The organism is Janthinobacterium sp. GL_088 (genome assembly GCF_057837845.1).
The window spans coordinates 312739-338786 of sequence record NZ_CM174453.1 but is presented as its reverse complement, the minus strand read 5'-3'; the positions used below and the strand labels follow the sequence as shown (position 1 = coordinate 338786).

General features: G+C 64.2%; 23 protein-coding genes. 11 read left to right on the top strand and 12 right to left on the bottom strand.

Annotation, left to right across the window (positions count from 1 at the left end; genetic code table 11):
• The first annotated feature begins 37 nt into the window (after positions 1-37).
• The 3 genes from msuE (at position 38) to AC3IQ7_RS01420 (ending at position 2719) form a co-directional block, all read left to right on the top strand.
• Positions 38-619, top strand: a complete 582-nt coding sequence (msuE, locus tag AC3IQ7_RS01430) for an FMN reductase (protein WP_099377677.1) — start codon at positions 38-40, stop codon at positions 617-619.
• A 68-nt stretch (positions 620-687) separates the two neighbouring features.
• Positions 688-1665, top strand: a complete 978-nt coding sequence (locus AC3IQ7_RS01425; protein ID WP_322429087.1) for a DUF1852 domain-containing protein — start codon at positions 688-690, stop codon at positions 1663-1665.
• 28 nt (positions 1666-1693) lie between these two features.
• Positions 1694-2719 carry a methionine synthase gene (locus AC3IQ7_RS01420; RefSeq protein ID WP_489208165.1) on the top strand — a complete coding sequence of 342 codons (1026 nt, stop codon included), beginning with the start codon at positions 1694-1696 and terminating at the stop codon, positions 2717-2719.
• Between the two features lie 25 nt (positions 2720-2744).
• Here AC3IQ7_RS01420 and AC3IQ7_RS01415 read toward each other — a convergent pair whose 3' ends face one another.
• From AC3IQ7_RS01415 to AC3IQ7_RS01405, 3 genes are all read right to left on the bottom strand, one after another.
• Positions 2745-3989: a type II toxin-antitoxin system HipA family toxin gene (locus tag AC3IQ7_RS01415; protein ID WP_489208163.1), complete on the bottom strand. Its 1245-nt coding sequence runs from the start codon at positions 3987-3989 to the stop codon at positions 2745-2747.
• Positions 3976-4275, bottom strand: coding sequence for a helix-turn-helix domain-containing protein (locus AC3IQ7_RS01410; protein ID WP_489208162.1), 300 nt, complete (start codon positions 4273-4275; stop codon positions 3976-3978). Before AC3IQ7_RS01410 ends, AC3IQ7_RS01415 begins: the two co-directional genes overlap by 14 nt.
• Positions 4276-4474: 199 nt before the next feature.
• Entirely contained in the window at positions 4475-6142 is a 1668-nt protein-coding gene (locus AC3IQ7_RS01405) for a methyl-accepting chemotaxis protein (RefSeq protein ID WP_489208161.1), read from the bottom strand.
• Positions 6143-6410: 268 nt separating this feature from the next.
• Here AC3IQ7_RS01405 and AC3IQ7_RS01400 point away from each other — a divergent pair, with 268 nt between their 5' ends.
• Positions 6411-8840 (top strand): DUF3772 domain-containing protein, encoded by a 2430-nt coding sequence (locus tag AC3IQ7_RS01400; RefSeq protein ID WP_489208160.1) that lies wholly within the window; start codon positions 6411-6413, stop codon positions 8838-8840.
• Here the strand turns inward: AC3IQ7_RS01400 and AC3IQ7_RS01395 are convergent, their stop codons facing one another.
• Positions 8841-9329 (bottom strand): DUF2938 domain-containing protein, encoded by a 489-nt coding sequence (locus AC3IQ7_RS01395; RefSeq protein ID WP_489208159.1) that lies wholly within the window; start codon positions 9327-9329, stop codon positions 8841-8843.
• A gap of 59 nt (positions 9330-9388) precedes the next feature.
• Here AC3IQ7_RS01395 and AC3IQ7_RS01390 point away from each other — a divergent pair, with 59 nt between their 5' ends.
• From AC3IQ7_RS01390 to AC3IQ7_RS01375, 4 genes are all read left to right on the top strand, one after another.
• Positions 9389-10033, top strand: a complete 645-nt coding sequence (locus AC3IQ7_RS01390) for an ArsR/SmtB family transcription factor (protein ID WP_489208158.1) — start codon at positions 9389-9391, stop codon at positions 10031-10033.
• Entirely contained in the window at positions 10033-10545 is a 513-nt protein-coding gene (locus AC3IQ7_RS01385; RefSeq protein ID WP_489208157.1) for a ClbS/DfsB family four-helix bundle protein, read from the top strand. The genes AC3IQ7_RS01390 and AC3IQ7_RS01385 overlap by 1 nt, the downstream gene beginning before the upstream one ends.
• A gap of 94 nt (positions 10546-10639) precedes the next feature.
• Positions 10640-12355 (top strand): NAD+ synthase, encoded by a 1716-nt coding sequence (locus AC3IQ7_RS01380; protein ID WP_322429078.1) that lies wholly within the window; start codon positions 10640-10642, stop codon positions 12353-12355.
• On the top strand, positions 12352-13407 hold the full coding sequence (locus tag AC3IQ7_RS01375) for a bifunctional nicotinamide-nucleotide adenylyltransferase/Nudix hydroxylase (protein ID WP_489208156.1): 1056 nt from the start codon (positions 12352-12354) through the stop codon (positions 13405-13407). Before AC3IQ7_RS01380 ends, AC3IQ7_RS01375 begins: the two co-directional genes overlap by 4 nt.
• Positions 13408-13431: 24 nt before the next feature.
• Here the strand turns inward: AC3IQ7_RS01375 and AC3IQ7_RS01370 are convergent, their stop codons facing one another.
• Together AC3IQ7_RS01370 and AC3IQ7_RS01365 are read right to left on the bottom strand one after the other, a co-directional pair.
• Positions 13432-14259: a hypothetical protein gene (locus AC3IQ7_RS01370; protein WP_158301173.1), complete on the bottom strand. Its 828-nt coding sequence runs from the start codon at positions 14257-14259 to the stop codon at positions 13432-13434.
• Positions 14260-14374: 115 nt separating this feature from the next.
• On the bottom strand, positions 14375-15277 hold the full coding sequence (locus AC3IQ7_RS01365) for a LysR family transcriptional regulator (protein ID WP_322429075.1): 903 nt from the start codon (positions 15275-15277) through the stop codon (positions 14375-14377).
• A gap of 127 nt (positions 15278-15404) precedes the next feature.
• Here AC3IQ7_RS01365 and AC3IQ7_RS01360 point away from each other — a divergent pair, with 127 nt between their 5' ends.
• Both AC3IQ7_RS01360 and AC3IQ7_RS01355 read left to right on the top strand, forming a co-directional pair.
• Complete coding sequence (locus tag AC3IQ7_RS01360) at positions 15405-16826, top strand: MFS transporter (protein WP_489208155.1); 1422 nt, start codon at positions 15405-15407, stop codon at positions 16824-16826.
• Positions 16823-17221, top strand: coding sequence for a DUF4440 domain-containing protein (locus AC3IQ7_RS01355; protein ID WP_099377664.1), 399 nt, complete (start codon positions 16823-16825; stop codon positions 17219-17221). The genes AC3IQ7_RS01360 and AC3IQ7_RS01355 overlap by 4 nt, the downstream gene beginning before the upstream one ends.
• 1 nt (position 17222) lies before the next feature.
• On the opposite strand, the gene AC3IQ7_RS01350 is transcribed toward AC3IQ7_RS01355, so the two are convergent.
• From AC3IQ7_RS01350 to AC3IQ7_RS01330, 5 genes are read right to left on the bottom strand one after another with little or no spacing between them, the layout of a single operon-like run.
• Positions 17223-17798 carry a DUF1349 domain-containing protein gene (locus tag AC3IQ7_RS01350; RefSeq protein ID WP_489208154.1) on the bottom strand — a complete coding sequence of 192 codons (576 nt, stop codon included), beginning with the start codon at positions 17796-17798 and terminating at the stop codon, positions 17223-17225.
• Between the two features lie 25 nt (positions 17799-17823).
• Positions 17824-19224: an efflux transporter outer membrane subunit gene (locus tag AC3IQ7_RS01345; RefSeq protein WP_489208153.1), complete on the bottom strand. Its 1401-nt coding sequence runs from the start codon at positions 19222-19224 to the stop codon at positions 17824-17826.
• Positions 19221-22313 (bottom strand): MexW/MexI family multidrug efflux RND transporter permease subunit, encoded by a 3093-nt coding sequence (locus AC3IQ7_RS01340; protein WP_489208152.1) that lies wholly within the window; start codon positions 22311-22313, stop codon positions 19221-19223. Before AC3IQ7_RS01340 ends, AC3IQ7_RS01345 begins: the two co-directional genes overlap by 4 nt.
• 15 nt (positions 22314-22328) lie before the next feature.
• Entirely contained in the window at positions 22329-23429 is a 1101-nt protein-coding gene (locus AC3IQ7_RS01335; RefSeq protein ID WP_489208151.1) for an efflux RND transporter periplasmic adaptor subunit, read from the bottom strand.
• Positions 23430-23475: 46 nt separating this feature from the next.
• On the bottom strand, positions 23476-23958 hold the full coding sequence (locus AC3IQ7_RS01330) for a DUF2165 family protein (RefSeq protein WP_489208150.1): 483 nt from the start codon (positions 23956-23958) through the stop codon (positions 23476-23478).
• A 125-nt stretch (positions 23959-24083) separates the two neighbouring features.
• Between AC3IQ7_RS01330 and AC3IQ7_RS01325 the strand changes: the two genes are divergently transcribed.
• The gene (locus AC3IQ7_RS01325; RefSeq protein WP_489208149.1) at positions 24084-24743 is read left to right on the top strand and encodes a helix-turn-helix transcriptional regulator; all 660 of its coding nucleotides are present in this window, start codon (positions 24084-24086) and stop codon (positions 24741-24743) included.
• Here AC3IQ7_RS01325 and AC3IQ7_RS01320 read toward each other — a convergent pair.
• Positions 24740-25999: an MFS transporter gene (locus AC3IQ7_RS01320; RefSeq protein WP_489208148.1), complete on the bottom strand. Its 1260-nt coding sequence runs from the start codon at positions 25997-25999 to the stop codon at positions 24740-24742. The two genes, AC3IQ7_RS01325 and AC3IQ7_RS01320, sit on opposite strands and share 4 nt — an antisense overlap.
• Between the last annotated feature and the right edge of the window lie 49 nt (positions 26000-26048).

Here is a 26048-nt window from a genome sequence, read left to right as displayed (position 1 = left end):
TTTCGGCCCTGGCGCATCCATCCCTATGAAAGCAAACATGACACGTCCACTTCGTTTAGTCGCGGTTTCCGGCGGGCTGCAACGTCCTTCCAAGGCGGCAGCCCTGGCAGAGCACCTGATGGACCTGATCGCCGATGAAGTGTTGTGCGAACAGCGTCTGGTCGAGCTGGGCCAGCTCGCACCGCAGCTTGCCGGCGCGACCTGGCGTTCCCACCTGCCCGATACGGTGGAGCGGGAACTTGCGGCGGTCGAGCAAGCCGACATCCTGGTGGTGGCAACACCGGTCTTCCGTGGTTCCTACACGGGACTGTTCAAGCACTTCTTCGACTTCATTGACCAGGATGCCTTGATCGACAAGCCGATCTTGCTGGCGGCCACCGGCGGCAGCGAACGCCATGCCCTGATGATCGACCACCAGTTGCGGCCTTTGTTCAGCTTCTTCCAGGCACGCACATTGCCACTGGGCGTCTACGCGACCGACAAGGATTTCCTCGACTACCGTCTGCAGGACGAGGCCCTGATCCAGCGAGCCGCGCTGGCCGTCCAACGGGCATTGCCCTTGGTCGGCTTGACGCGCCAGGCGAGACATGCCGCCGCTGAAGCGCTGGTTGCGGCCTGATACGCATCGCCACGGTCACCAGGCAAGCAACACATTCATCTTTTTCGCAGACATCAGGACAGATCACCATGAGCAAAGATTTTGTATTCAGCATCAAGAGCATTGTTTTCGATGAAAACTATCACCCATCGGACAGCACGCGCTTGACGACCAACTTTGCCAATCTGGCCAGGGGAGAGCGTCGCCAGGAGAATTTGCGCAATACCCTGAAAATGATCGACAGCCGCTTCAACAGCCTGGCGCATTGGGACAACCCGAAGGCAGACCGCTACTCGGTAGAACTTGAAATCATTTCCGTCGAGTTGAATATCGGTGCCGAAGGCGACAATATTCCATTGATCGAGATATTGAAGCCGAATATCCTGGATAAAAAAACCAATGAGCGCATCGATGGCATCGCCGGGAATAACTTCTCCTCGTACGTGCGCGATTACGACTTCAGCGTGCTGCTGCCAGAGCACAACAATAATAAATCCACGTTTGGCACGCCGGACAATTTCGGCGATTTCCATGGCAAGCTGTTCAAGCACTTTGTCAAATCAACTGCTTACAAAGCGCGCTTCAGCAAGCCGCCCGTGATCTGCATCAGCGCCTCGAGCAGCAAAACCTATCAGCGCACTGAAAACCAGCACCCCATCCTGGGCGTCGAGTATCAGCAAAATGAGTTCTCCTCGACGGATGAATATTTCGAGAAAATGGGGATGCAGGTGCGCTATTTCATGCCGCCAAACAGTGCAGCACCGCTGGCGTTTTATTTTATCGGCGACCTGCTGGGTGACTACAGCAATCTTGAGCTGATCGGCACCATCAGCACGATGGAAACGTTCCAAAAGATTTACCGGCCCGAAATTTACAACGCCAATTCCGCGGCAGGGAAGTTGTATCAGCCTAGCCTGAAGAACCAGGATTACTCATTGACGCAAATTGTCTATGACCGGGAAGAGCGCAGCCAGCTGGCGGTCAAGCAGGGCAAATATACGGAAGAGCACTTCATCAAGCCCTACAAAAATGTTCTTGAACAATGGGCTGCGAACTACGCTCTCTGATTAATCACAATACACGACATCAATCATCATGAAAAAATTATTGCCTACTTCCACTGCCGGCAGCTTGCCCAAACCTTCCTGGCTGGCACAGCCTGAAAAACTCTGGTCGCCCTGGAAGTTACAGGACGAGGAATTAATCGAGGGCAAACAGGATGCCTTGCTTTTGTCACTGCAAGAACAGCAGCTGGCAGGCATCGATATCGTCAGTGACGGCGAGCAAACCCGCCAGCATTTCGTCACCACGTTCATCGAGCATTTGAGCGGCGTGGATTTCGACAAACGCGAGACCGTCAGGATTCGTGACCGCTACGATGCGAGCGTGCCGACCGTCGTTGGTGCGGTGAGCCGTCCGAAGCCGGTTTTTGTGGAAGACGCCAAATTTCTGCGTCAAAAAACCAAGCAGCCGATCAAATGGGCGCTGCCAGGCCCGATGACGATGATCGATACGCTGTACGACAGCCACTACAAGAGCCGCGAAAAACTGGCCTGGGAATTCGCCAAGATCCTCAATCAGGAAGCCCGCGAATTGGAGGCGGCCGGCGTCGACATCATCCAGTTTGACGAACCCGCATTCAATGTTTTCTTTGATGAGGTCAATGACTGGGGTATCGCCACCCTGGAGCGGGCAATTGAAGGACTGAAATGCGAAACGGCCGTGCATATTTGCTATGGCTACGGCATCAAGGCCAATACGGACTGGAAAAATACGCTGGGCTCCGAGTGGCGCCAATATGAAGAGTCTTTCCCCAAGCTGCAGAAATCGAATATCGACATCATCTCGCTGGAATGCCACAACTCGCGTGTCCCCATCGACCTGATTGAACTCATACGCGGCAAAAAAGTGATGGTCGGCGCCATCGACGTGGCATCCAATACCATTGAAACGCCGGAGGAAGTGGCCAACACCCTGCGCAAGGCGCTGCGCTTTGTCGATGCCGACAAACTTTATCCGAGCACCAACTGTGGCATGGCGCCCTTGTCGCGTCAGGTAGCACGAGGCAAGTTGAATGCGCTCAGCGCTGGCGCGGAAATTATCCGGAGAGAACTTTCCTAGTCGGCTGGTGACGTTACACCTGCGCCTAAGCCAGGCGCAGCAGCATTGTCCGCAAGCGCTCCGCCATCCGTGCCCGCAAGGCTGCGTTCAGCAGCGGCGCCACCTGCGCAAAAGCGTTCGCGATGCGCACCAGCAAGGCATCGAGATACTCTTCCGCCTGCCCGCGTGTGGCGAAGCCAAAACGGGTCACATCGCGCAGCATGGCGTCGCGCGTGATGTCGCGGCGGCCGGCGCTCACTTGCATGACCAGTGATTGCGGCTCGTCTTCCGTATCCGGTACGACATCGAAGGCGGGCGAGAGGCGCCAGCGTTGCTCGTCCAGATGGAACAGCACGGCGTGGTTGCGCGGATGGTCGTCGTTGTTGCCGACGACGCCGTTGAAGATCATGCGGCCAAACAGTTCGATGCCGTCTTCCGGCGGTGCGCCGATGCGCCGCAGTTCTTCGGCCAGGCGGGGGTAGCTGGCGCCATCGCTGTCAGCCGCTTCCACCGGTGGATATTGCACTTGCAGCAGCGAGGCGGCGCTGACGGTCATGATGCGCCGCGCGCCGCGCCGGTCGTAGCGCAGGATGCGCACCACGCTGCGCTCGGCCGTTAATGCATGGTGGCGCGTGTCGGCGAAACGCAGGCCGGCCGCCCTGCCCCATTGCATCGTCGCGTGTTCCAGCAGTGCCAGGTCGACCGTATCGGTCATCAGGCCCGGCTTCACTAGCCAATAGTCTTCGCCGTCCTGCACCGTGGCCTTGGGGCGCGCGCCGCCCATGCTGGGAGTGGCGAACAGGCGTTTGCGCAGGGGCGCATTGAGTGTTGGCCGGCTTTCCGCGATGGCCAACAGTTCTTGCACCAGCGCGTCCAGGCGATGCAGCCTGGGACTGGCCAGTTGCGCTATGTTCGGTTTGGGCGTGTCGCCCACGGCCAGCGCACCCCAGCGGTCACCATTGCCCGACAGGCGCAAGAACTGAATCGCCGTGGCTTTTTCGCCCAGTTGGTGTTCGCGGCGTATCAGCATCTGTCCCCAGGAATCCGGACTGGCGTCGCGCAGCACGTCATGCAGGCCGCCATAGCGGCGCGCCAGGTGTTCCATGCCGGGAATGAAGGGCAGATTGACGGGATCGATGGCCCAGGACAAGCCTGCATCGGCATAGCTGGGCGCGTACAGAAAGCTGCCGATGCCGGTGCGCGCATCGAGCACATAGCGGCCGGCCACCACCCACTCGCCGTTGTCGGGCCGCTGCAGATAGACAAACAAAGGGCGGCTAGAAGTAGCCATCGCCGTGCTCGTTCACGGTGGGGCGGCTGCGGATGTTGACGCTGTCCATTTGCCACAGCGACGCGTCCGGTTCCGGCGCCGTGATGGCAAGGATGCCGAGCACGTGGAAGGCGGCCAGGAACAGACCCACGTTGACGGATGCCTCGCCCCGTTCCATGCGTTGCAGGGTGGGATGCGAAATATCGAGGCGCGCGCACAGGTCGCGTGCCGTGATGTTTTGCTGCACCCGCTGCTTGCGCACGCACTGGCCCCATATCCTGAGCCGCTCGTTGACGAGCGTCGGCATGGCATCTTCCGGGCGGGCACGTTTTGTCATGATTAGGAAGTGAACATGGAAGTGAACATATTTTTTATATTGTAGCCCTTAATTGCAAGAATATGTACGCAGCAGTTGAGCTAGCAGTTGAGCTTTAAGGTAAACATAAAATTGAATTTAATGCCAATAAATTCAATCTTATGTTCATATACTTCGCCGTTGTGCTATTCTAAAATTCCTCCCACTGCGCCGGTGCGCTGGCGCGTTGCGGCGCCGCTGTCACGCTCACGCGCATTGCCGTGCCGGTCGCTGGCCGTGCGGCAGGTGTTGGCACGGTCGTCGCAGCCACGCCGCCCAGTTTAAATACGCTCACCACCTGCGCCAGGGTCGCCGCCTGCTCCTGCATGGCAGCGGCCGCGGCCGCCGATTCTTCCACCAGGGCCGCATTTTGCTGGGTGACGTTGTCCATCTCGCTGATGGCCTGGTTGATTTGCTCGATGCCGGCCGTCTGTTCCGCGCTGGCCGAGGTGATGTCTTCCATGATGTCGGTCACGCGGCGCACGCTGTCGACCAGGTCGGTCATGGTGTCGCCGGCTTGGTGCACTAGCTCGCTGCCGGCCGCCACGCTCCGGGTCGAGTCGTCGATCAGGGTCTTGATTTCCTTGGCCGCGGCGGCCGAGCGGTGCGCCAGGCTGCGCACTTCCGTGGCCACGACGGCAAAGCCGCGGCCCTGTTCGCCCGCGCGCGCCGCTTCCACGGCCGCGTTCAAGGCCAGAATGTTGGTCTGGAAGGCGATGCCATCGATGACGCCGATGATGTCGGCAATCTTGTTTGACGAAGCGTCGATTTGCCGCATGGTCGCCACCACTTGCGCGATGACGGCGCCGCCGCGCTGCGCCACGCCGGAGGCCGTATCGGCCAGCACATGGGCCTGGCGCGCATTGTCGGCATTCTGCTTGACGGTCGAGGTCAGCTCTTCCATGGATGACGCCGTCTCTTCCAGCGAGCTGGCTTGCTGCTCCGTGCGCGCAGACAGGTCCAGGCTGCCCGCCGCCACTTCGGACGAGGCCGAGGCGATCGTTTCCGTGCCGGCGCGCACCGTGCCCACCGTGTGCGCCAGGCTGTCGTTCATGCGCTTGAGCGCCTGCAACAGTTGCCCCATTTCATCGCGCGACTGCACGGTGATCTGGCTGCGCAAATCGCCTGCGGCCACCGTGTTGGCCACTTGCAGCGCTGTGGCGACGGGACCGGTGATCGAGCGCGTGATGCCATACGCCAAGGCCGCCGCGATGGCCAAGGCCGCCAGCGACATGCCGATCAGCAAGGTGCGCGTGTTGGCATAGGTGGCATTGGCATTGTCGCCCGCCGTGGCGGCCAGGGTGTTTTGCAAGCTGATCTGTTCAGCAATCAATTGTTTATAGACGAGCAAGACGGGGCGCAGCTGGCCGTACAGGTAGGCGCTGCTGTCGTCCGGCGTGCCGCTTCTGATCAGTTCAAGCAAGGCTTCCTGCCCCTGTGCGTAGCGCGTGTTGGCGTCGTTCATCTTGGCCAGCAGCGCACGTTCGCGGTCGGAATCGAGCATGCCCGCGAGCTTGCCGAGATTGCCGGCCGCTGCCTGGCGCGCGGCCAGGATGGCGTCCGTTTGCTTGCGCTGGTCGGCGGGATCGGCGCTGAGCATCATGTTGCGCAGGGCAATGGCGATATCGTTGATGTTGGCCGACACGCTGTTGGCGAGCTCGATCTTGGGCATGCTGTCATGCACGATATGGCCGGTGCCCTGGTTGATCTTGCCCAGCATGGCAATGCCCAGGCAAGAGATGATGATCAGCATGGCGCCGATGGTGCCAAAGCCTGTGGCAAGGCGTGTGCCGATGGTCAGGTGGGATAAAAACTTCATGGCTGTCTCAATACGGAGGGAATGGTGAAAAGGTCGGCGGCGTGCAGATGGCTGCCGCGCCGCCAAGCGGACGACGATCCTAGACCTTTTCGAATGATATTTCCATAGGGCAATATGCCTAGTTTCCCTCCGCAGCACACGCCAGTTCCGCTTATCCTGCGGCTTGCCGGCGTTTTCAGCTATATTGGCAGGCACCCGCCGGGCGGCACGCCATGACCGGCGCCGCCGCCAATCCGGCCGTTTTTCTCATTTTCAGCCATAGGTCCGCATGACTTCTTTCCGTCTCCGTTTCTTCCCCTTCCTGCTGGCGTTACTGCTGGCGTGCTCGCTGGCCGCGCCGCCCGCCTGGTCGCAGCCCGTCGATGACGCCGCCACGGCCGACCAGCGTCTCGATGGCTTGCGCAAGCAGATCACCGGCATCCAGAAAGCGCTCGATGGCGAGGCGGAGCTCGATGATGCGACCCTGTCGCAGATGCGGGCTGATGCGCTGGCGGCCAGCGCCGAGGCGGACAAGGTGGCCGATGCGCTCACGCCCACGCTCTCCAGCGTGCAGGCGCGGCTGGCCGAGCTGGGCAAGCCGGCGGCGGGCACGAAAGATGCTCCTGATGTGGCGGCGCAGCGCAGCCAGCTGGACCGCACCAGCAGCGCCCTCGATGCGCAAGTAAAACTGGCGCGCCTGCTGGCTGTGGAAGCGACGCAGGCGTCGGAGCAGGTGTCGACGGTGCGCCGCGCGCAGTTGCAGGCGCGCCTGGGCGAACGCACGGCGTCGATACTCGCCGGCTCGTTCTGGAAACAGCTGCATGCGGAATTGCCGCAGAATTTGCAGCGCCTGCGGGCGCTGGAGCTGGAATTGGCGAACGCGGCAAGCGCCACGCCGTGGTCGGCCTGGGGCGGCTTGCTGGCCGTCATCGTGGCCGTGATCGGCGCCAGCGTCTGGGCTTCGCGCTATTTGCTGGTGGTGACGTCCACGCGCGTGCCGCATGGCCGCTTGCGCCGTTCCCTGCATGCGCTGGCCGTGCTGGTGCTGGCGCTGGCCACGCCGGGCCTGGTGGCGGAATTGCTGGCCATGGGCTTGCGCTGGGACGGCGGCCTGTCCGAAAAAACCTCGACTTTCCTTAGCAGCTTGATCGGCATCATCTGTTTTGCCGGCTTTACGGCGGGACTCGGCCACGCGCTGCTGTCGCCGCGCCGCGTGTCGTGGCGTTTGCTGCCCTTGCCGGACGCGCTGGCGCACCGCATGCGCAATTTTCCATCGATGTTTTCCTTCATCGTCGTGCTCGTGTGGGCGACGGAAAGAGTCACCATCGTCATCAATGCGGGCTTGTCGACGGCCGTGGCCGTCAACTGCATCGTCGCCCTCGTGATGAGCACGACCATCGCCTACGGCCTGATGCGGGCCGAGCGCTGCTGGCGCCAGTTGCGCGAGGCCGATCCCGCCACCCTGGTCACGCCCCTGTGGCTGCGCTGCGTCACGGTGCTGCTGTGGCTGGCGCTGGCGTCCAGCGTCATCAGTCTGCTGGTCGGCTATGTGGCGTTCGGCAGCTTTGTCGCCAAGCAAATTGCCTGGGTCATCGTCGTGCTGTGCAGCACGTATTTGCTGACGGTGCTGGTGGACGATATCTGCATGCTGCTGGCGTCCACGCCGCCGCCGCCGGACGCGGCCCATCCTGTGCTGGCCACGCCCAAGGCGCGCGACCAGGCGGCCGTGCTGCTGTCGGGCATTGGCCGCGCCATCGTCGTGCTGCTGGCCCTGATGCTGCTGCTGGCACCGTTCGGCGAAGGTCCGGGCGAGTTGTTCCAGCGTGTCGGCAAGTTGCAGGATGGCCTGGCTATCGGCGAGGTGGCGATCCGCCCTGCCGCGCTGATCCAGGCCCTGCTGGTGCTGCTCGTTGGCTTTGTCGCGCTGGGCTTGTTCAAGCGCTGGTTGCAAAACAGCTATTTGCCGACCACCAATCTCGACACGGGCATGCAAGTGTCGTTCATCACCCTGTTCGGCTACATCGGCGGCGTGCTGGCCGTCGCGCTGGCCCTGTCGGCGGCTGGCATCGGCCTGGAACGCATCGCATGGGTGGCGTCGGCCTTGTCGGTGGGTATCGGTTTTGGCTTGCAGGCCGTGGTGCAGAACTTTGTCTCTGGCCTGATCCTTCTGGCCGAGCGCCCCGTGAAGGTGGGCGACTGGGTCTCGCTGGGCGGCGTGGAAGGCGACATTCGCCGCATCAATGTGCGCGCCACGGAAATTCAATTGGGCGACCGCTCGACGGTGATCGTGCCGAACTCGGAATTCATTACCAAGACGGTGCGCAACGTCACCCTGGCCAATCCGCTGGGCCTGGTGCAGCTCAAGCTGCCATTGCCGCTGGGTACGGATGCGCAAGCGGCGCGCGCGCTGATCCTGTCCACCTTTGTCGACAATCCCGACGTGCTCGACACGCCGGCGCCCAACGTGCAGCTCGACGGCATCGACAATGGCTTGTTGCTGTTCAACGCCACCGGCTATGCCTCGTCGCCGCGCCTGACGTCGGGCATCCGCAGCGCCCTGCTGTTCGAGCTGCTCAAGCGCCTGGACGAGGCGCACATCGCCATTGCCAAGCCCAGCACGATGGTGCTGAGCACTGTGCCGGCGCAGCCCGAGGCGCCGGCCATGTCAGCGGTGGCAGCCGCACCGGCGCCCGCACCCGTGCCGCCGCTGACGAGCTGATCAGCGGATAGTCGACCACAGCAGGGCCGCCAGGTACAGGCCGATGCCGAACGCCGTGTGGGCCATCAGGCTGCGCAGGCGGGCGGCATTTGGGTGCGGCGTCTTGCTGGCGGCCAGACCGGCGCCCATGCCCGGTTGCAAGATGCAAAACGGCGCTGCCACGCTCACCAGGCCCGCCAGCAGCGCCGGCGCGAAGGTCGGCCCTTGCACCCACTCCTGCCCCACCAGCGCCAGCAGCATGGCCGCAAACAGCACGCCGATGACGTAATGGGCCGTCCAGCCCAGGATGGCTTCATCGCGCACGGGCGCCGCCTGGGCGATGTTGACGTGGGTGAAGCTGCCACGCGGCAAATGGCCGAGCCAGCGCCCCACCATCGCAAAGTTCAGCGAGGGGATGCACCAGTAGCGTTTCAAGGCCACCGCCCACACATCCATCACCGCCGTCGCGCCCACGCCGATCGCCAGCGCATCGAGCCAGAGTATTTGCATTACCGCTCCTAACATTCAATTTATTGCTTGAATGTTATAAGGGTGCTAGCATCGTGTCAATGAAAAATGCTGATATCGAATTGCTGACCGGTTCCGCCGGGTTTGCCCATATTTTAGGCAGCGCGCCGCGTCTGCGCCTGCTCGAGCAGATCGTGCACGGCGAGTATGCAGTGGAGCAGCTGGTGGAGTTGACGGGCCTGTCCGTGGCGAATACCTCGCAGCATTTGCAGCAGTTGCGGCGCGCCGGTTTCGTGCTGGCGCGGCGCGACGGCAAGCGCGTGCTGTACCGGCTCGGTAACGGCCCTGTCATGCAGTTGCTCGATGCGCTGGACGTGTATGCGCAGCACCAGCGCAGCGAGTTGCAGGCGCTGGGACGGGGCGACCATGTGGAAGCGATCACGGGCGATGAGTTGCTGGAGCGCATGCGCGAGGCCAGCATCACCGTGCTCGACGTGCGGCCCGCGCAGGAATTTGCCGCCGGCCACTTGCCCGGTGCGATCAATATTCCTTTTGATGACTTGCAGCGTCGCTTGGGCGAATTGCCCGCGCACGCCGAGATCGCCGCGTATTGCCGCGGCCCGTATTGCGTGCTGTCCGTGCAGGCGGTGGCGGCCCTGCGCCAGCACGGCTTGCATGCGCGTCGCCTCGGCAGCGGTTACGACGACTGGCAGACGGCCGGCTTGCCGGTCGTGCAGGCGGCGTGATGGCTATTCCCGACAGCAAGCAGGAACTGCTCGACGCCATCAACAGCACGTATGCGAAGTTGCTACAAGAACTGGCGCGCGTGCCGCCGACGCTGGCGCGGGAACCCGTGCTGGAAGGACAAGTGGCGGGCACGCGCATGAGCGTGTGCGACTTGCTCGCCTATCTGGTGGGCTGGAATGAGCTGGTCTTGCACTGGCACGCGCAGCTGCGTGACGGCAAACGCATCGAGGACATCGCCTTTCCCGCTGAAGGTTTCACGTGGAACGCTCTGGGAAAATTGGCGCAGCGCTTCTATGCGGACTATGCTGAACTCAGCATGGACGACTTGCTGCAGCGCCTGGCACAGGCGAAGAAGCAGTTGCTGGCGCTGATCGAAAGCCATGACGACGCGCAATTGTATGGCCAGCCCTGGTACACGCATTACACGATGGGGCGCATGATCCAGTTCAATACGGCGTCGCCGTATGCGAATGCGCGCACGCGCTTGCGGGCCTGGCTCAAGACCTTGTAGCGGCAGGATCGGCTGGCTTGCACGATTGCATCAGTACGCTCAGTAAAATTTCAGGCAGGATAGTGGTTTCAAGCGTAACCAATGAAGGATCGCCATGCTGACCATCGCCCTCGCCCAGATGAATCCCACCGTGGGCGACTTCGACGCCAATTGTGCCGCCATCATCGCGCGCATGGGGCGCGCCAGCGAGGAAGGCGCGGACCTGCTCGTGTGCCCCGAATTGTCGCTGTGCGCGTATTACCCGGGCGACCTGTTCGAAGATGCCGCCTTCCTGCGCGACATGCAGCAGGCGCTGAATCAGCTGCTGGAAGCGTCCACGCGCTGGCCGGCGCTGGTCACCGTCATCGGCACGGCGCGGCCGAACCCCGGCGTCGGCAAGCCCCTGTACAACGCCTTGCTGGCCATCCGCGACGGGCGCATCGTGGCCGAATACTACAAGCAGCTGCTGCCCACTTACGGCATCTTTGACGAGGGTCGCCATTTCGAGCCGGGGCCGCCCGGCGCCTGCACCCTCGCTATCGCTGGCTGCAAGGTGGGCTTCATGATTTGCGAGGATGGCTGGAACGACGATGGCCGCGCCTACGCCGTCAACCCCTTCGACGCTCTGCACGCGGCGCGGCCCGACCTCGTCGTCAGCATCAACGCCAGCCCGTCCGACATCGGCAAACGGGCGCAGCGCCATGCCGTGTTTGGCACCGCCTGCACGCGCGTGAACTTGCCTTTGCTCTTCGTCAACCAGGTGGGCGGCCAGGACCAGCTCGTGTTCGACGGCGCCTCGTTCGCCATGTCGCCGACCTTGGGCGTGCAATTCGAGGCGGCCCGCTTCGTCGAAGATTTTCAGTTGCTGCGCTTTGCCGGCGGCCGTTTTACGCGGCCCGATGGTCAGCCTTTCCCCGTGCCCGACCCGGAAGGCATCCCTGCCGTGGAGTTTGCGCGGCGCCAGATCGTGCTCGGTTTGCGCGACTACGCGCGCCGCTGCCGCTTTACGAAAGTCGTCGTCGGCTGCTCGGGCGGCATCGACTCGGCGCTGACCCTGGCCCTGGCCGTCGAGGCGCTGGGCGCCGACAACGTCGTGGGCATCACCATGCCGTCCGTGTTTTCCAGCGCCGGCTCCGTCACCGATTCCGTCGCCCTGTGCGCCAACCTGGGCATCACCCTGCACACGCATGCGATCCGCGACATCGTGGCGCAATACGCAGCCGGCTATGCGGCAGCTTTCGACGGCAAGCTGCAAGGGCTGCCGCTGGAAAACCTGCAGGCGCGCGTGCGCGGCACGATATTGATGGAGTACTCGAATGCCTTCGGCGCCCTGCTGCTCACCACCGGCAACAAGAGCGAAATCTCGGTGGGTTACTGCACCCTGTATGGCGACACGAATGGGGGACTGGGACTGATCGGCGACTTGTATAAAACGGAGGTGTTCGCCCTGTCGCGCCACCTCAACGCCAGCGCCGGGCGCGAACTGATTCCCGTCGCCGTGCTCGATAAACCGCCGTCGGCGGAACTGGCGCCGGGCCAGCGCGACACGGATAGCTTGCCGCCATATCCCGTGCTCGATGAAATCCTCAAATGGCATATCGAGGGACGCGGTTTGCCCGCGGCCGAAAGCGCGCAAGCGTTGACCCTGGTCGACCAGCTGCGCGAGACGGACGAGGGGCGGGCTCTCGTCACGCGTATCCTCGGCATGGTCGCCCGCAATGAGTACAAACGGCGCCAGGCGGCGCCCATCATCCGCGTGCGTTCGCGCGCCTTTGGCAGCGGGCGTCAATTGCCGATCGCCGCCCACTACCCCACCGGAGACGACGCATGACCCCATCCTATTCCGCCGACGCGGCCATCCTGATCGGCCGCTTCCAGCCTTTTCACAATGGCCATGCGGGCTTGCTGCAAAAGGCGCTGGCGACGGCCGCGCAAGTGGTGGTGGTGCTCGGCTCCGCCTTCCATGCGCGCAGCCCGAAAAACCCGTTTACGTGGCAGGAACGGGCCGCCATGATCGCCGCGACCTTACCCGAGGCGCAGCGCGCGCGCGTGCATTACGTGGCCGTGCGCGATTACTACGACGATGGCCTGTGGGCCGATGCCGTGCGGCGCGCCGTGACGGGCGCCGTGCCCGCGGCGCAGCGCGTCGCCCTGGTGGCCTGTTTCAAGGATGCCACCAGTTATTACCTGCACCACTTCCCGCACTGGCAGCTGCTCAATCTGGAGATCGATCCCGGTGCCCCCATCGGCGCGACGGCGATTCGCAACGTGCTGTTCGAGGCGCAAGACGTGGACGTGTCGCTGAGCGCCGTGGCGCAGCTGCTGCCGGCGGCCATCGGCCAGTATGTGAAGGCGTGGACCTTGTTGCCGTGGTACGCGCCGCTGGTGCAGGAATACCGCGCCATCGAAGCGTACAAGGCGCGCTGGCGCGCGGCGCCGTATCCGCCCATCTTCACGACGGTCGACGCGCTGGTGCAGACGGGCGGCCACGTGCTGCTGGTGCGCCGCGGCGGCTATCCTGGCAAGGGCCTGTGGGCGCTGCCCGGCGGCTTCCTGGAGCCGCGCGAACGCCTGCTGCAGGGCGCCTTGCGCGAACTGGCGGAAGAAACCCAGCTGGGCGTGCTGGCGCCCACCCTCGTCGAGGCGCTGGTCGACGTGGCCGTGTTCGACCATCCGGACCGCAGCCAGCGCGGGCGCACCATCACGCATGCGCATTACTTTGACTTGAAGACGCGCCAGTTGCCGGCCGTGACGGCGGCCGACGATGCGGCGCTGGCGCAGTGGGTACCCGTGGCGTCGCTGCCGGCCATGGAGGAGCAATTCTTCGAAGACCATTTTCACATCCTGAACCACTTCCTCAAGCTCACGCACGAGGGGCGCTGAGGGGGCTGTCCCCCTCCTCGCGCATCAGGACGTGATGCGTTCCCAGCCGTGCCGGACGGCCGCCTTGAAGTTGTCCCATGCCGATTGCGGATACGTATGCTCCCACGTGGAACGCAGGTCCGCTTCCACGTCGTCCCACGGGCGGCCCCGGTAGCTGTCGCTGTTCGCCATCGAATGGCCATAGCGGTAGGCGGGATCGTAGTCCTCGAAGCGCGCGCCGGTGGCGACATAGGTGGCGCTCCAGTGGCTACGGTAGTACTGCTCGTCATCGTAGCTGGTGCCTGGCAAGTTGTCGGCGCTGGGGTAGCGGCGTGCGTTGGCGCCCGCGCTGGACGGTGGTGGCGCCATGTCGCTGGCAAATTGTTGCGACCCTGGCGCCTCGTTCATATTGCTGGCGGACATGCCCTGCCGCGATGGCGCGCTTGACTGCATGCTGGCGCCCTGGCGCCGCCCGCTGTCGTCGTGCGGCGCGCCTTGCCAGCCGCCGGCGCGCCAGTGCTCGGCGTGCGCATCGATGTCGAGCGGCGCATAGCGCTCGACGATGTCGGTGGCGCGCTGGATATCGGCGTCGCTTGCGCCTTCCAGTGTCAGCACGACATGCCCGCGCCGCACGGCTTCCGCATAGATGTGGCGATCGGCGTGGCTGCCGAACAGGTCCGTAAAGAAATGCTTGATATTGTCGAGCAGGCTGTCGCTGTCGTCGCGGCGGATGTTTTCCGTGGCGGAAGTGTCGTCACTGCCCGCATCGTGCAGGCGGATGTTGGCGCCGGGAAATCCCGCCGTGATCAGGTCGTGCCGGGCGCGCTCGGCCATATCGCGGACGGCGAAAACTGCTGCCAATGTATGTGCCATGATGGTCTCCAATCGGTGAACAACGTCCTTCCAGTGTAGGCCGTGCAAAACGAAAGGGGCGCCCGTTTGCCCCTTGGAAACCGTTGTAGTGATCAAATATTGACGAAGTGAAATTTCAATCCGGCGTGCCCACGAACGCGCGCAAAAAGTCGATAAAGGCGCGCACCTTTTCCGCGATGTGCTGCGTGTTCGGATACACGGCATACACGCCCTGCTGCGGGAAGGCGACGTCGGGCAGCAGGCGGCGCAGGCGTCCCGCGCGCACTTCCGCCTCCACCTGCCATTGCGGCAGCAGGGCCACGCCGCAGCCGCCCAGGGCAAAGCCCAGCAGGGCCGAGGCGGAGTCGGAATGGATGGCGGCGTCGTCCTGCACGGCAAAGGCGGCGGGGCCGTCCGGCGTGTGCACGTCCCAGCGCAGCGGCGTGGTCAGGCGGCTGTGCGCCAGCCAGCGCGCGCGCTGCAAGTCGTCCAAGGTGGCGATGTCCCGGCCGGGCAGGCTGGCCAGGTAGGCGGGCGAGGCGACGGGCCAGATCGCATACGGCTCGATCAGCGCGGCGCGGTAGCTCGAATCGGTGAGGGAACCCATGCGGATGGCCAGGTCGTAGCGGCCCGAGATCAGGTCTTCATGCGAGGACGACGACGAATGCTGGATCTGCAGCTGCGGATGGGCGGCGGCAAAGGCGATCAGCGCGGGGATCACCGTGCGGCTGCCGTACTCGACGGTGGTGGTCAGGCGCAAGGTGCCGCGCAAGCCCAGGTGGCCCTGGCGCGCCGTCTCGATGGCGCCTTGCGCTTCGCTCAGCACGCGCTGGCAATCCTCGTAAAAGCGCCGCCCCACGTCGGTCAGCGCCAGGCTGCGCGTGCTGCGCGTCAGCAGCGACACGCCCAGCTCCGCCTCCAGCTGTTTCAAGTTAAAACTGACGACGGCCTTGCTCTGGCCCAGCACGACGGCGGCCGCCGTCAGCGAACCGGCGTCGACGATGGCGATGAAAATACCCAAACGGTCAAGACTGATCATAAATAAGAATGAGGAGGCATGCGGGTTGTAGAGGTTTGTCAAAATTTGTTTGACAGTGTAATCGGGGCTGGCCCGTTACGCAAATGACGCTGAGCGCTTAAGCTGGCCGTTTGCCATTCGGAGCACCATGGACTATCGCAAAAAGGTGGCGGCCATCTATCTGCTGGGGTTTTTCGTCGACCTGATCAACATGTTCATCACCAGCGTCGCCTATCCCGACATCGGCCATGCCCTGCACGCTTCGGTGGCGCAGCTGGCCTGGATCAGCACCGCCTACATCCTCGGCCTGACCATCGTCATCCCCGCCAGCGCCTGGCTGGCTGCCTATTATGGCAGCAAAACCGTGTTCATGGCATCGTTGCTAACTTTTTTATGCGCCAGCATCGGCGCCGGCCTGGCGCCATCGATCGAGGCGCTGATCGCCTGGCGCTGCGTGCAGGGCCTGGGCGGCGGCTTGCTCATTCCGCTGGGGCAAAGCATGACCTACCAGCTGTATCAGCCTGCCGAGCGCCCTGGCCTGTCCTCCGTCATCATGCTGGTGGGCTTGCTGGCGCCCGCCCTGTCGCCCGCGCTGGGTGGCGTCATCGTCGACAGCCTGTCGTGGCGCTGGATTTTTTACCTGAACGTGCCATTTGCCGCGCTGGCGCTGCTGCTGGCCGCCTGCTGGCTGCGCGCCGACCCGCCACGCGCGGCCGTACCCCGTCTCGACGTGGGCGGCCTGCTGGCGGGCAGCACGGCGATTTTGCTGCTGTTGCTGGGCTTGACCATGCTGGGCACGCCGGGCGACGTGCCGGCCGGCGCCGCCGTGCTGGCGCTGGGCGCCGCCTGCGCCTGGGGCTACGTGCGCGGCGCGCTGCGCAAGTCGACGCCGCTGCTCAACCTGCGCCTGGCCAGTGAGCCGCTGCTGCGCATTGCCATGCTGATGTATCTGCTGGTGCCCGGTGTCTTCATGGGCGTGAGCCTGCTGGCCATGCTGTATCTGCAGGGCGTGCTGGGCATGTCCGCATCGACGGCGGGCGCGCTGATGCTGCCGTGGGCGCTGGCCTCGTTTGCGGCCATTTCGCTGACCGGCAAAAGCTATCGCCGCGTGGGTCCGCAACCGCTGTTTATCTTTGGTGCGCTGCTGCAGGCGGCGGGCATGCTGATGCTGCTGCGCGTGGATGCGGCGGGCCAGTTATTCTGGCTGGCCGGTGCGTATGCCGTGATGGGCTTTGGCGGTGGTTTGTGCAGTAGCACGGCGCAAAGCACGGCATTCTTGCGCACGCCGGATGGGCAATTGAGCCAGGCCAGCGCCGTGTGGAATATCAACCGCCAGCTGGGCTTTTGCCTGGGCGTGGCGCTGCTCAGCGTACTGCTCAATGGCTTGCTGGCGGCGCAGGGCATCGCATCGCTCGATGACCCTGCCCAGCACCTGCGTGCGGCGCAGGTATTTCACTGGTGCTTTGCCCTCGCCGCCGCCTCGTGCGTACTGCCGCTGGCACTGTGCCTGCGTATCGACAACCGCGCCGTTCTCGACCTTTTACTACAACATGGAGCAAGCAAAAAATGACTGCAACAAACCCGTATTTTGACGACGTTTTATCCACGCATGTGCTGATCCGCGAGTGGCTTTCCGGCGAAGCCACGGCGCCGGAACATTGCGCTGATTTGCTGGCGCGGTTTTCGCCCGGTTTCACGATGGTGTCACCCGGTGGCAAGCAGCTCGATGGCGCCGGATTGGCGGCGTTTTTTTGCGTCGCCGCCGGCAGCCGCCCGGGCCTCGTCATGCGCATCACGGACCTGGTAATGATCCAGGAAAGCACGGCTGGCGCCACCGTGTCCTACCGCGAATGCCAGTCACTGCCGGGCGCAGAAAACACCGAGCGGCTGTCGACCGTCGTGTATGACAAAACACCGGATGGTAGCCTGTTGTGGCGCCATTTGCACGAGACGTGGGTGGTTTAATTTAACTTAAATCATGCAAGTCTTTTTGCTGCGCCGGAGCGATGGAAAACTGCGAAAAAGCCACTTCCAGGCCACCACGTTCCGGTGTGCAGCACATGGGGCCCGCCAGGTAGCGCGCGGCGACGGGAAACGGCGCCAGGCGCAGCAGCGGCCAGCGAAGGCCATCGGTCGAATACTGCACCCGGATCGCGCCCTTTTCCACTGTCGCGCGCAGCCAGAAACCGTCCGGCATGGCGGGCGCGATGCTGACGGCCCAATCGGATGTATCGACCGTCAGCACGGTGCTCAATAACAGCTGGCCGTCGGAAAATTCGACGCCGCATTTGATCCAGTTTTGTTCGTCGATGCGCACCATCAAACCGGCTTGGTCGTACAACGCAGAATACTGCGCCGCCACGTGCAACTGCACCGTGAAGTCGCCTTTGACTTCAGTACCGAAAAAGTGGCCGCTGTCGCGGATAAAACCGTATGAGGTCTTGCGCCAGAAATCCGTGCTGGCATCCGTCGTCACGCGCAATTGCGCGCCGTCGGCGGACCAGTTTTCCGGTGGATTGAGCCAGCTGCCTTGCTTGAACATCGCGTGCCTTTCCGAGCTAAAAAGATCACATAGTTTGCCCCCATCCCAGCGCCTTGTACAGGGCAATCGCATCGATGTAAGACGCCGTTTCCGCCAGCAGCGCTTCGCGCCGGATATCGTACAAGGCGCGCTGGTTTTCCAGCACGGCCTGGTAGCTGCCGGAACCACCCGCATAGCGCGTGCTGGCGATGCCGAGGGCCGCGTTGCCGTGGCGCGCCGACTGCAGCAATGAGGCCAATCGCGTCTGGTTTTCCGCCAGTTGCGTGATGGCGTTTTCCACGTCTTCCTGCGCGACCAGGATGGCTTGCGCATAGCGCGCCAGCGCGCCCTGCGCTTCGGCCTGCGTGCCGCGCAAGCGCGCCTTCACGCTGCCCAGGCGGAAGGCGGGATAGCTGATGGATGGCGCCACCTCGACCGCGCGTGCGCCGCCGTCAAACACGCCGCTGCCGCGCAGGGCGAAAAAGCCCAAAAAGCCGCCGAGACTGAGGCGCGGATACAGGTCGGCCGTGGCGGCGCCCACGTCTTCGCTGGAGGCGGCCAGCAGGCGCTCGGCGCGTACCACGTCGGGGCGCTGCTTGATCAGGCGGTTCACGTCGCCCAAGGGAAGCTGGCCCGCCAGCGGCGCCTGCTGGCGCGGTGTGGTGGCCAGCGCGATGGCGCCCGGTGCTTGTCCGCTCAAGACATCGAGCCGGTACTGCGCCTGGCGCAAGCCAGCCTGCAATGGCGGCAAGGCCGCCTCGCTGCGCGCCAGGTTGGCCAGCGCGTTGTAGCGCTCTTCCGGCAAGCCGCTGCCGGCGCGGATGCGCGCGTCGATCAGGGCGACGGTGTCGCGCCAGCTTTGCACCTGCGCCTGCGTCAGCGCCAGGTTTTGCTGGTAGCCCAGGGCCTCGTAATAATTGCGCGCCACGTCGGCGGCGATCGTCAGTTGCACTTGCCGCAAATCGGCCTGCGCCGCGTCGGCGCGCGCCTGCGCAGAACGGCTCATGTGCGCGAGGCGGCCGAACAGGTCGATCTCCCATTGCGCATCGAAACCCACGCGCGTGCTGGTACTGGCGGCACGGCTGTCTGGCGTGTCCTGTTGCACCTTGCGCTGCCATCCGGCCTGGCCTGTGACGGCGGGCAGTTCATCGAGCCGGCGTTCGTCGAAGATGGCGCGTGCGGCCAGCAAATTGGCTTGCGCCTGCGCGATATCAAGGTTGTGTTCGAGCGCGCTGGCGATCAGTTGCGACAGGCGCGCATCGTCGAAAAATGTCCACCAGGCGGCCTCGCTGACGGTACTCGCGTCGGGTGCGAATTGCGCTTGCTGTGGGCTGGCCAAATGGATGGCGGGCGTGCCCGGCGTGACGTAGGCGGGGCTGATGGCGCAGCCAGCCAGCATGGGGAAAAGGGCAGCAAAAAGGGAAGCTAGATAGCGGTAATTTTTCATATGGATTCCTTCAGCGCCTGCGACAGATCGCGTGCGCGCGGCGTGGCATGGTCGGCCGTGTGGCGGCGGGCCAGAAAGGTGTACACGGTGGGCAGCACGAACAGGGTAAAGAAGGTGCCGATCAACATGCCCGAGACGATCACCACGCCCAGGCCGAAGCGGCTGTTGGCACCCGCGCCGGAAGCGAACAGCAGCGGCACCAGGCCCACCACCATGGCGGCCGTCGTCATCAAAATCGGGCGCAAGCGGATCTGCGCCGCCTTGCGGATGGCCGTGATGCGGTCGAGCTGTTCATGCACCTGCAATTCGTTGGCAAATTCCACCATCAAGATCCCGTGCTTGCTGATCAAGCCGATCAGGGTCACGAGACCGATCTGCGTGTAGATGTTGACGGTGGCGTAGCCCAGGGCCAGCGGAATCAGCGCGCCGCAAATCGACAGCGGCACCGTGATCAGGATGATCAAAGGGTCCGTCAGGCTTTCATACTGCGCCGCCAGCACCAGGTAGATGACGACGACGGCCGCGAGGAAGGCCAGCAGCAGCGCATTGCCTTCCGTGGCGAACTGGCGCGCGTCCGATTGCCAGTCGTAGCTGAAGCCCGGCGGCAGGGTTTTCGCTACGCCGTCGAGGAAGGCCACGGCGTCGCCCAGGGTCACGCCCGGCGCCGGCACGCCCTGGAAGGTGGCCGCATTTTGCTGGTTGAATTGGGTCAGCATGTTCGGTTCGATCTGTTCCGTCACCGAGACGACGGCGGACAGGGGCAGCAGGCTGCCATCGTCGGCGCGCACATATTGCTGCGTCAGCGCTTGCGCCGTGAGTCTCTGTTCGCGCGGGCTTTGTGCGATGACGTCGTAGGCGCGGCCATCCATGCCGAAGCGGTTCAGATAATTTTCGCCCACCAGCACGGCCAGCGATTCGCCGATGTCCTGCATGCGGATGCCCAGGCTGTTCGCCTTCGAGCGGTCCACGCGCACTTTTACCACCGGGTTGTTGTAATCGAGGTCGCTGTCGACGACGGCAAACAGGCCGCTATCGCGCGCGCGCTGCTTGACGTCTTCCATGGTGCGGAACAGGGTGGCGTAATCCTGCGCGCTGCGCAGCACCATCTGCACGGGCAAGCCGCCGCTCGATCCCGGCAAGGGCGCCAGCTGGAAGGCGAAGATGCTGGTGCCTTCCACGTCGCCCACGGCGTGCTGCAATTCGGCCTGGATGACGGCCGCATTGCGCGAGCGTTCGGCCCACGGCGTCAGGTTGATGCCACCGATGCTCGATGCCGGGCCTTCGCCGCCATTGATGATCCAGCGCGACGCCGTCTCCGGCACGTTTTTATAGATGTCATCGAGCTTGTACGAGAAGCGTTCGACGTAATCGAGATTGGCATGTTGCGGCGCCTTGATCGCCGTCAGCACGCTGGCCTGGTCTTCCGCCGGCGCCAGTTCGCGCTGCGGCAGCAGGTATAAAAACGGCAAACTCACCATCACCAGCGCGGCGAAACCGGCACTGAGCCAGCGATGGTGCAGGGAGCGGTCCAGCAGGCGCGCATAACGGCTGGTGAGACCCTCGAAGAAATGCTCGGCCGCGCGCGCCATGCGCCCTTCCGATTGTTTGGGCTGCAGCAGCAGGGAGCTCATCACGGGCGACAAGGTCAAGGCCACCACGCCCGACACCACCACGGCGCCGGCCAGGGTCAGCGCGAACTCCTTGAACAGCGCGCCCGTGAGTCCACCCATCATGCCGATGGGCGCATACACTGCGGCCAGGGTGATCGTCATGGCGATCACGGGGCCGGCCACTTCGCGCGCGCCCACCAGCGCGGCTGCCACGGGCGTCTTGCCTTCCTCGATATGCCGGTGCACATTTTCCACCACGACGATGGCGTCATCGACCACAAGGCCCACGGCCAGCACCATCGCCAGCAAGGTGAGCAGATTGATGCTGAAGCCGAAGGCCAGCATCAGCGCCGCCGCGCCCAGCATCGACAGCGGGATGGTCACGACGGGTATCAGCACGGAGCGCAAGGAACCCATGCACAGGTAGATGACGATGACGACGATGAGCAGCGCTTCGAGCAGCGTATGCGCCACCTCGTCGATGGACGACTGGATGAAGCGCGCCGTCTCGAATGCCAGCTCGACCTTCACGCCGGGCGGCAGGGTTTTCTGGATCTCGGGCAGCAGCTTCCTGATGCCGTCGACGATCACCAGCGGGTTGCCGCCGGGCGTGGGCGACAGGCCCAGATACACGGCCGGCACGCCGTCCATGATGCCGCTCGTCTCCGTGGCGGCCGCGCCCAGTTCCACCGTGCCCACGTCTTTCAAACGCACGAGGGTGGCGCTGTCATCGCCGCCCTTGCGGATGACCATGTCGCGGAACTCCGCCACGCTGGTCAGATCCGTGTTGACGCTGATGTTCGAGACGACGAATTGTCCCTTCACCTTGCCGGGCGCCGCCTGGTAGTTATTGCGCCGCACGGCGTCGGCCACGTCGGCTGCCGTCAGCCCGCGCGCCGCCAGTTTCGCGGGGTCGATCCACAAACGCATGGCCAGTTGCTGGCCGCCGTACACGTCGACTTTCGCCACGCCATCGATGGTGGCGAACATCGGTTGCACCACGCGCGCCAGGTAGTCCGTCAACGCGGGCGCGGACACGCTCTCGCTGGCAAAACCGACATAGGCGACGGCCGAGGAGTCGCCGGCCGAACGCTCGATGACGGGGTCAAAAGCGCCCTCCGGCAATTTATAACGCACCTGGTTGACCTTGGCCATCACTTCCGTCAGCGCCTGCGTGGAATCGCGGTTCAGTTCCATGCGCACGGTCACCGTGCTGCTGCCCTGCACCGACGACGAGGTCAGGTAATCGATGCCTTCCACCGACGATACGGCTTGCGCGATCGGCTGCGTGACAAAACCCTGCATCAGTTCCGCCGAGGCGCCCGGATACGTGGTTTTGACCGTGATGGTGGACGATTCGAGCATCGGATACTGGCGGATCGGCAGCTGCAGGATGGCGATCACGCCCAGCATCAGAATCAAGGTGCTGATCACCAGCGCCAGCACGGGGCGGCGTACGAATAAATCGGTAAATTTCATGGTGATGGCCTTCCCTTAAGTGCCGGCCTTGGGCGCGGCGCGCTTGGCCTCGTCCAGGGTATTGGCGACGGCTTGCACGGCCATGCCGTCGGCCAGTTTCAGCTGGCCCGAAGCGACCACGCGCTGGCCTTCGCGCAAGCCGTCGAGGATGGCCACGCGGCCCCCTGCCCGCTCGCCCAGTTTCACGCCCACGCGCTTGACGGTGAGCGGCTGCTTGCCCTCCTGCTGCGCGACGAAGACCGTGTCGCCATACGCGCTGTAGGTCACGGCTGTTTCCGGCACCGTCAGCTGTTTTCCTGCTTCGCGCGCCACGCGCACGTTCGCGTACATGCCTGCTTTTAAAGCGCCGCGCGGATAGCTCAGCGCCGCCTGCACCTGCACCATGCGCGAGCGGGCGATCAGCGGGTCGATGGCGTTGATCTTCGCCGTGAAGATGTCGCCGGGATAGGCGTCCACCAGCACTTGCACGGCCTGGCCGCGCGCCAGTTTCGCGCTGCTCTGTTCATCGAGGGCGAAGTTCACCAGCAGCGACTGCGTGTCGATCAGACTGGCCACCGTGTCGGCCGCGTTCAGGTACTGGCCCGCATGGACCTTGCGGATGCCCAGTTGGCCGGCGAACGGCGCGCGGATGGTCTTTTGCGCGATCAGCGCTTGCGTCTGGCGCACGTCGCCCAGGGCCGCATCGCGCGCGGCCAGGGCGCTATCCAATTGCTCCTGCGTGGCCGCCTTTTCCTTCACCATCTGCACCGTGCGGGCATGGCTGCTTTCCGCGTTTTTCAGTTGTGCGCGCTGGCGCAGCAGGGTCGCCCGTTCCGGCGCGTCATTCAGCTGGACGAGGATGGCGCCGGCCGCTACGCTTTGCCCCGATTCGAAGCGTATCTGCGTGATGCGCCCGCCCGTCTCGGCCGCCACCTGCACCTGGCGCGCCGCTTCCAGTTCACCCACGCCGGCAAAAAAGCGTTCCTGTGTGCCCAGCACGACGGGCACCAGCGCCACCTTGGTGGCGGGAGTGGCGGCGGCATCGGCCGCATGCGAGTCCGCGCGCGGATACAGGGCGGCGCCGGCGACGGCCAGGGTGATGGCCAGCGCGGAAGCGCCGACGAGTTTCGTATTCATGATGAAGTCCTTTACAGCGGGGAAGAAGAGGCGCAGCGGAGGCTGATCAGGTCCGCTGCGCGTTGAAAAGTACAAACAGCGCGATGGTCCACAGCAGCAGCACCAGATGCGTCGTCTGCAAGCCTTCCTGCGCGATCCAGTAGCCGAACCACAGGCCGCCCAGGTGCATCAGCAGCAAAAAGGCGGCCATGGCGCACAAGGCCAGGTTCAGCCAGGGCAGCGCCGCCGTCAGGGAGGCGCCAAAGAACAGCGTCACGCCCGTCCAGGCGGCGATGGCGGCCAGCAGCTGCAAGGCCAGCACCACGCCCAGCGACAGCCGGTGCAGGGTCAAGGACGTGAGCGCGCGGCGCAGCAGCGGCGTCTGGATGGTCGGGTCCTGGCGCAATGGATCCATGCGCATGGTGTTGCCGATGGCCCAGACGGAGCCGTGGAAGGCGTGCAGATTATTAAGGGTGGCCAGGGTCAGCCAGGTGGCCAGGCCGGTGGCGAGAATGGCGTGAAACAGCCAGATGGAGTGCTGCAGCTGCATGGAAAATCCAGTCCAAGAAAGTGTCTTGCCGGCACGCGGACGTGGAAACTCCTCGACAGCAGGGAGCTACCGGCCTATTATGCAAGCAATTAGTTGGTTAACTGGCCCCATGATAGTTGAGCGAAATGAATTACACAAGTAAACGTTTGGATAATAGCGAAGCGCCGCAAACGACGGAGCGCATCCTGTATTTCATCAAGACCAAGGGCCCCGTCTCCACGGCGACCCTGGCCAAGACCCTGGACATGACGGGCGAGGCGGCGCGCCAGCAAGTGCAAAAGCTGGTGGCGGCGGGCCTCATCGAGGGACGCCAGGAAGCGCAGGCAGGCGCTGGCCGGCCGCGCCAGAACTGGGTCTTGACGGAAGCGGGCAATGCGCGTTTTCCCGACACGCATGCGCAGCTGACGATCAAGCTGATCGGATCCGTGCGCCAGCTGTTCGGCGAGGCGGGACTCGATAAATTGATCACCCAGCGCGAAGAGGAAAGCCGCGGTGCGTATGCGCAGGCGTGCTCGGCGCCGGATTTGCCCACGCGCTTGCAGCAACTGGCGGCCGTGCGCGATGAAGAGGGCTATATGGCGCGCGTGGAAGCGGACGGCGACGACTGGCTGCTGATCGAAGACCACTGCCCCATCTGCGCCGCCGCACGCACTTGCCAGGGCTTTTGCCGCTCGGAACTGCAGCTGTTCCAGGAAGTGGTGGGACCGCACGCCAGCATCGTGCGCGAGCAGCATGTGCTGGCCAACGCCATGCGCTGCGTGTATCGGATCAGGGCGCTGCCCTAGTCTTTCGGAAACAGGGGGCGGGTAGCAAGCGCCACCAGCCCCGCCAGCCACCACACGACGGACCAGTTGCTGGCCGCCAGCAAATGCGGGATGGCAATCGGCGTGAGGAACAGGCCCGCATATACGGCCGTGTTCGCCATGCCCAGGGCCGTGCCCGCGTTGGCGCCGCCCGCCTCCGTGGCCAGCTCCGTGTAGGCCACGCCATGCCAGGCGGACACGGCGATGCCGGCGAGCACCACGGCGGCCATCAACAGCCAGCCCGGTGCCTGCAGCCAGGCGATGCATCCCAGCAAAATGAACGAGGCCAGCGCTACCAGGGCCGAGCCGCGCAGGTAGGCCGGCCGGTTCGCGTGGCGGTCCGTATGGCGCCCGCTCCAGATGCGCATCACCATGGCGCCCGCCTGCAGGGCCACCATCACGGCCGTGATGGCTGCCAGGCCCAGGTGGCCATGGTCATGCAGGAAGACGGTGGCGTAGCTGAGCACGGCAAACTGCGGCACGCACAGCAAGCCGATGGCGGCCACCATGCGCCAGACTTTACGGTTTTTTAATGGTAGCGGCTGCTTCACTGCAGATAGGCCCGTGGACGCGTTGTGCGGCCCCGTGGCGGCCTCGGCAGATAAGTCGGGCTCATGCATCCAGCGCCACGTAAAAAACGCCGACAGGCCGCATACGAGGGCCAGGGCGCCAAACACGGGCATGAAGCCGTAGCGCGATGCCAGGCTGGGCAGGACGAGGGCGCCGAGGCCGCCGCCCATGGGCACGGCCGTCTGACGGATGCTCATGGCGAAACCGCGTTCGCCGGCGCCGAACCAGCGCATCACGGCGCGGCCGCTGGCGCCATTCACGCTGCCGCCCAGCACGCCGACCAGCGCCAGCCCGGCCGCCAGCGCCCATAAGGGCGGCACGGAACCGTCAGCCGGCGTGATCCACAGCAGCAAGGTCAACAGCGCGAGCATGGTGCCCAGCAAGCCGGTCAGCAGCACGGGGCGGTCGCCCCAGCGGTCGGTAGCCATGCCCCATGGCAATTCGGTCAGGGCCACGCCCAGGCCCATGGCGCCCAGCGCCACTCCCAGTTGCGTATTGCTCAGGTGATAGCCGCTGCGCAGCCAGATGGCCGTGGTGGGCATGCCGTTGGCGGCGGCGGAAAAGCTGGCATTTGCCGCCACGCCGACGGCCAGCACTTTCCAGCGGTGGGCATTGCCCAGTGCGGGCGCAGTGACAGGAAGGGAAACGGCAGGGCAGTTGGTGGTCATGGCAGGGAGGGGAAAGTGGTTGACCCTGACAGTGTTGCGCAGTACGATC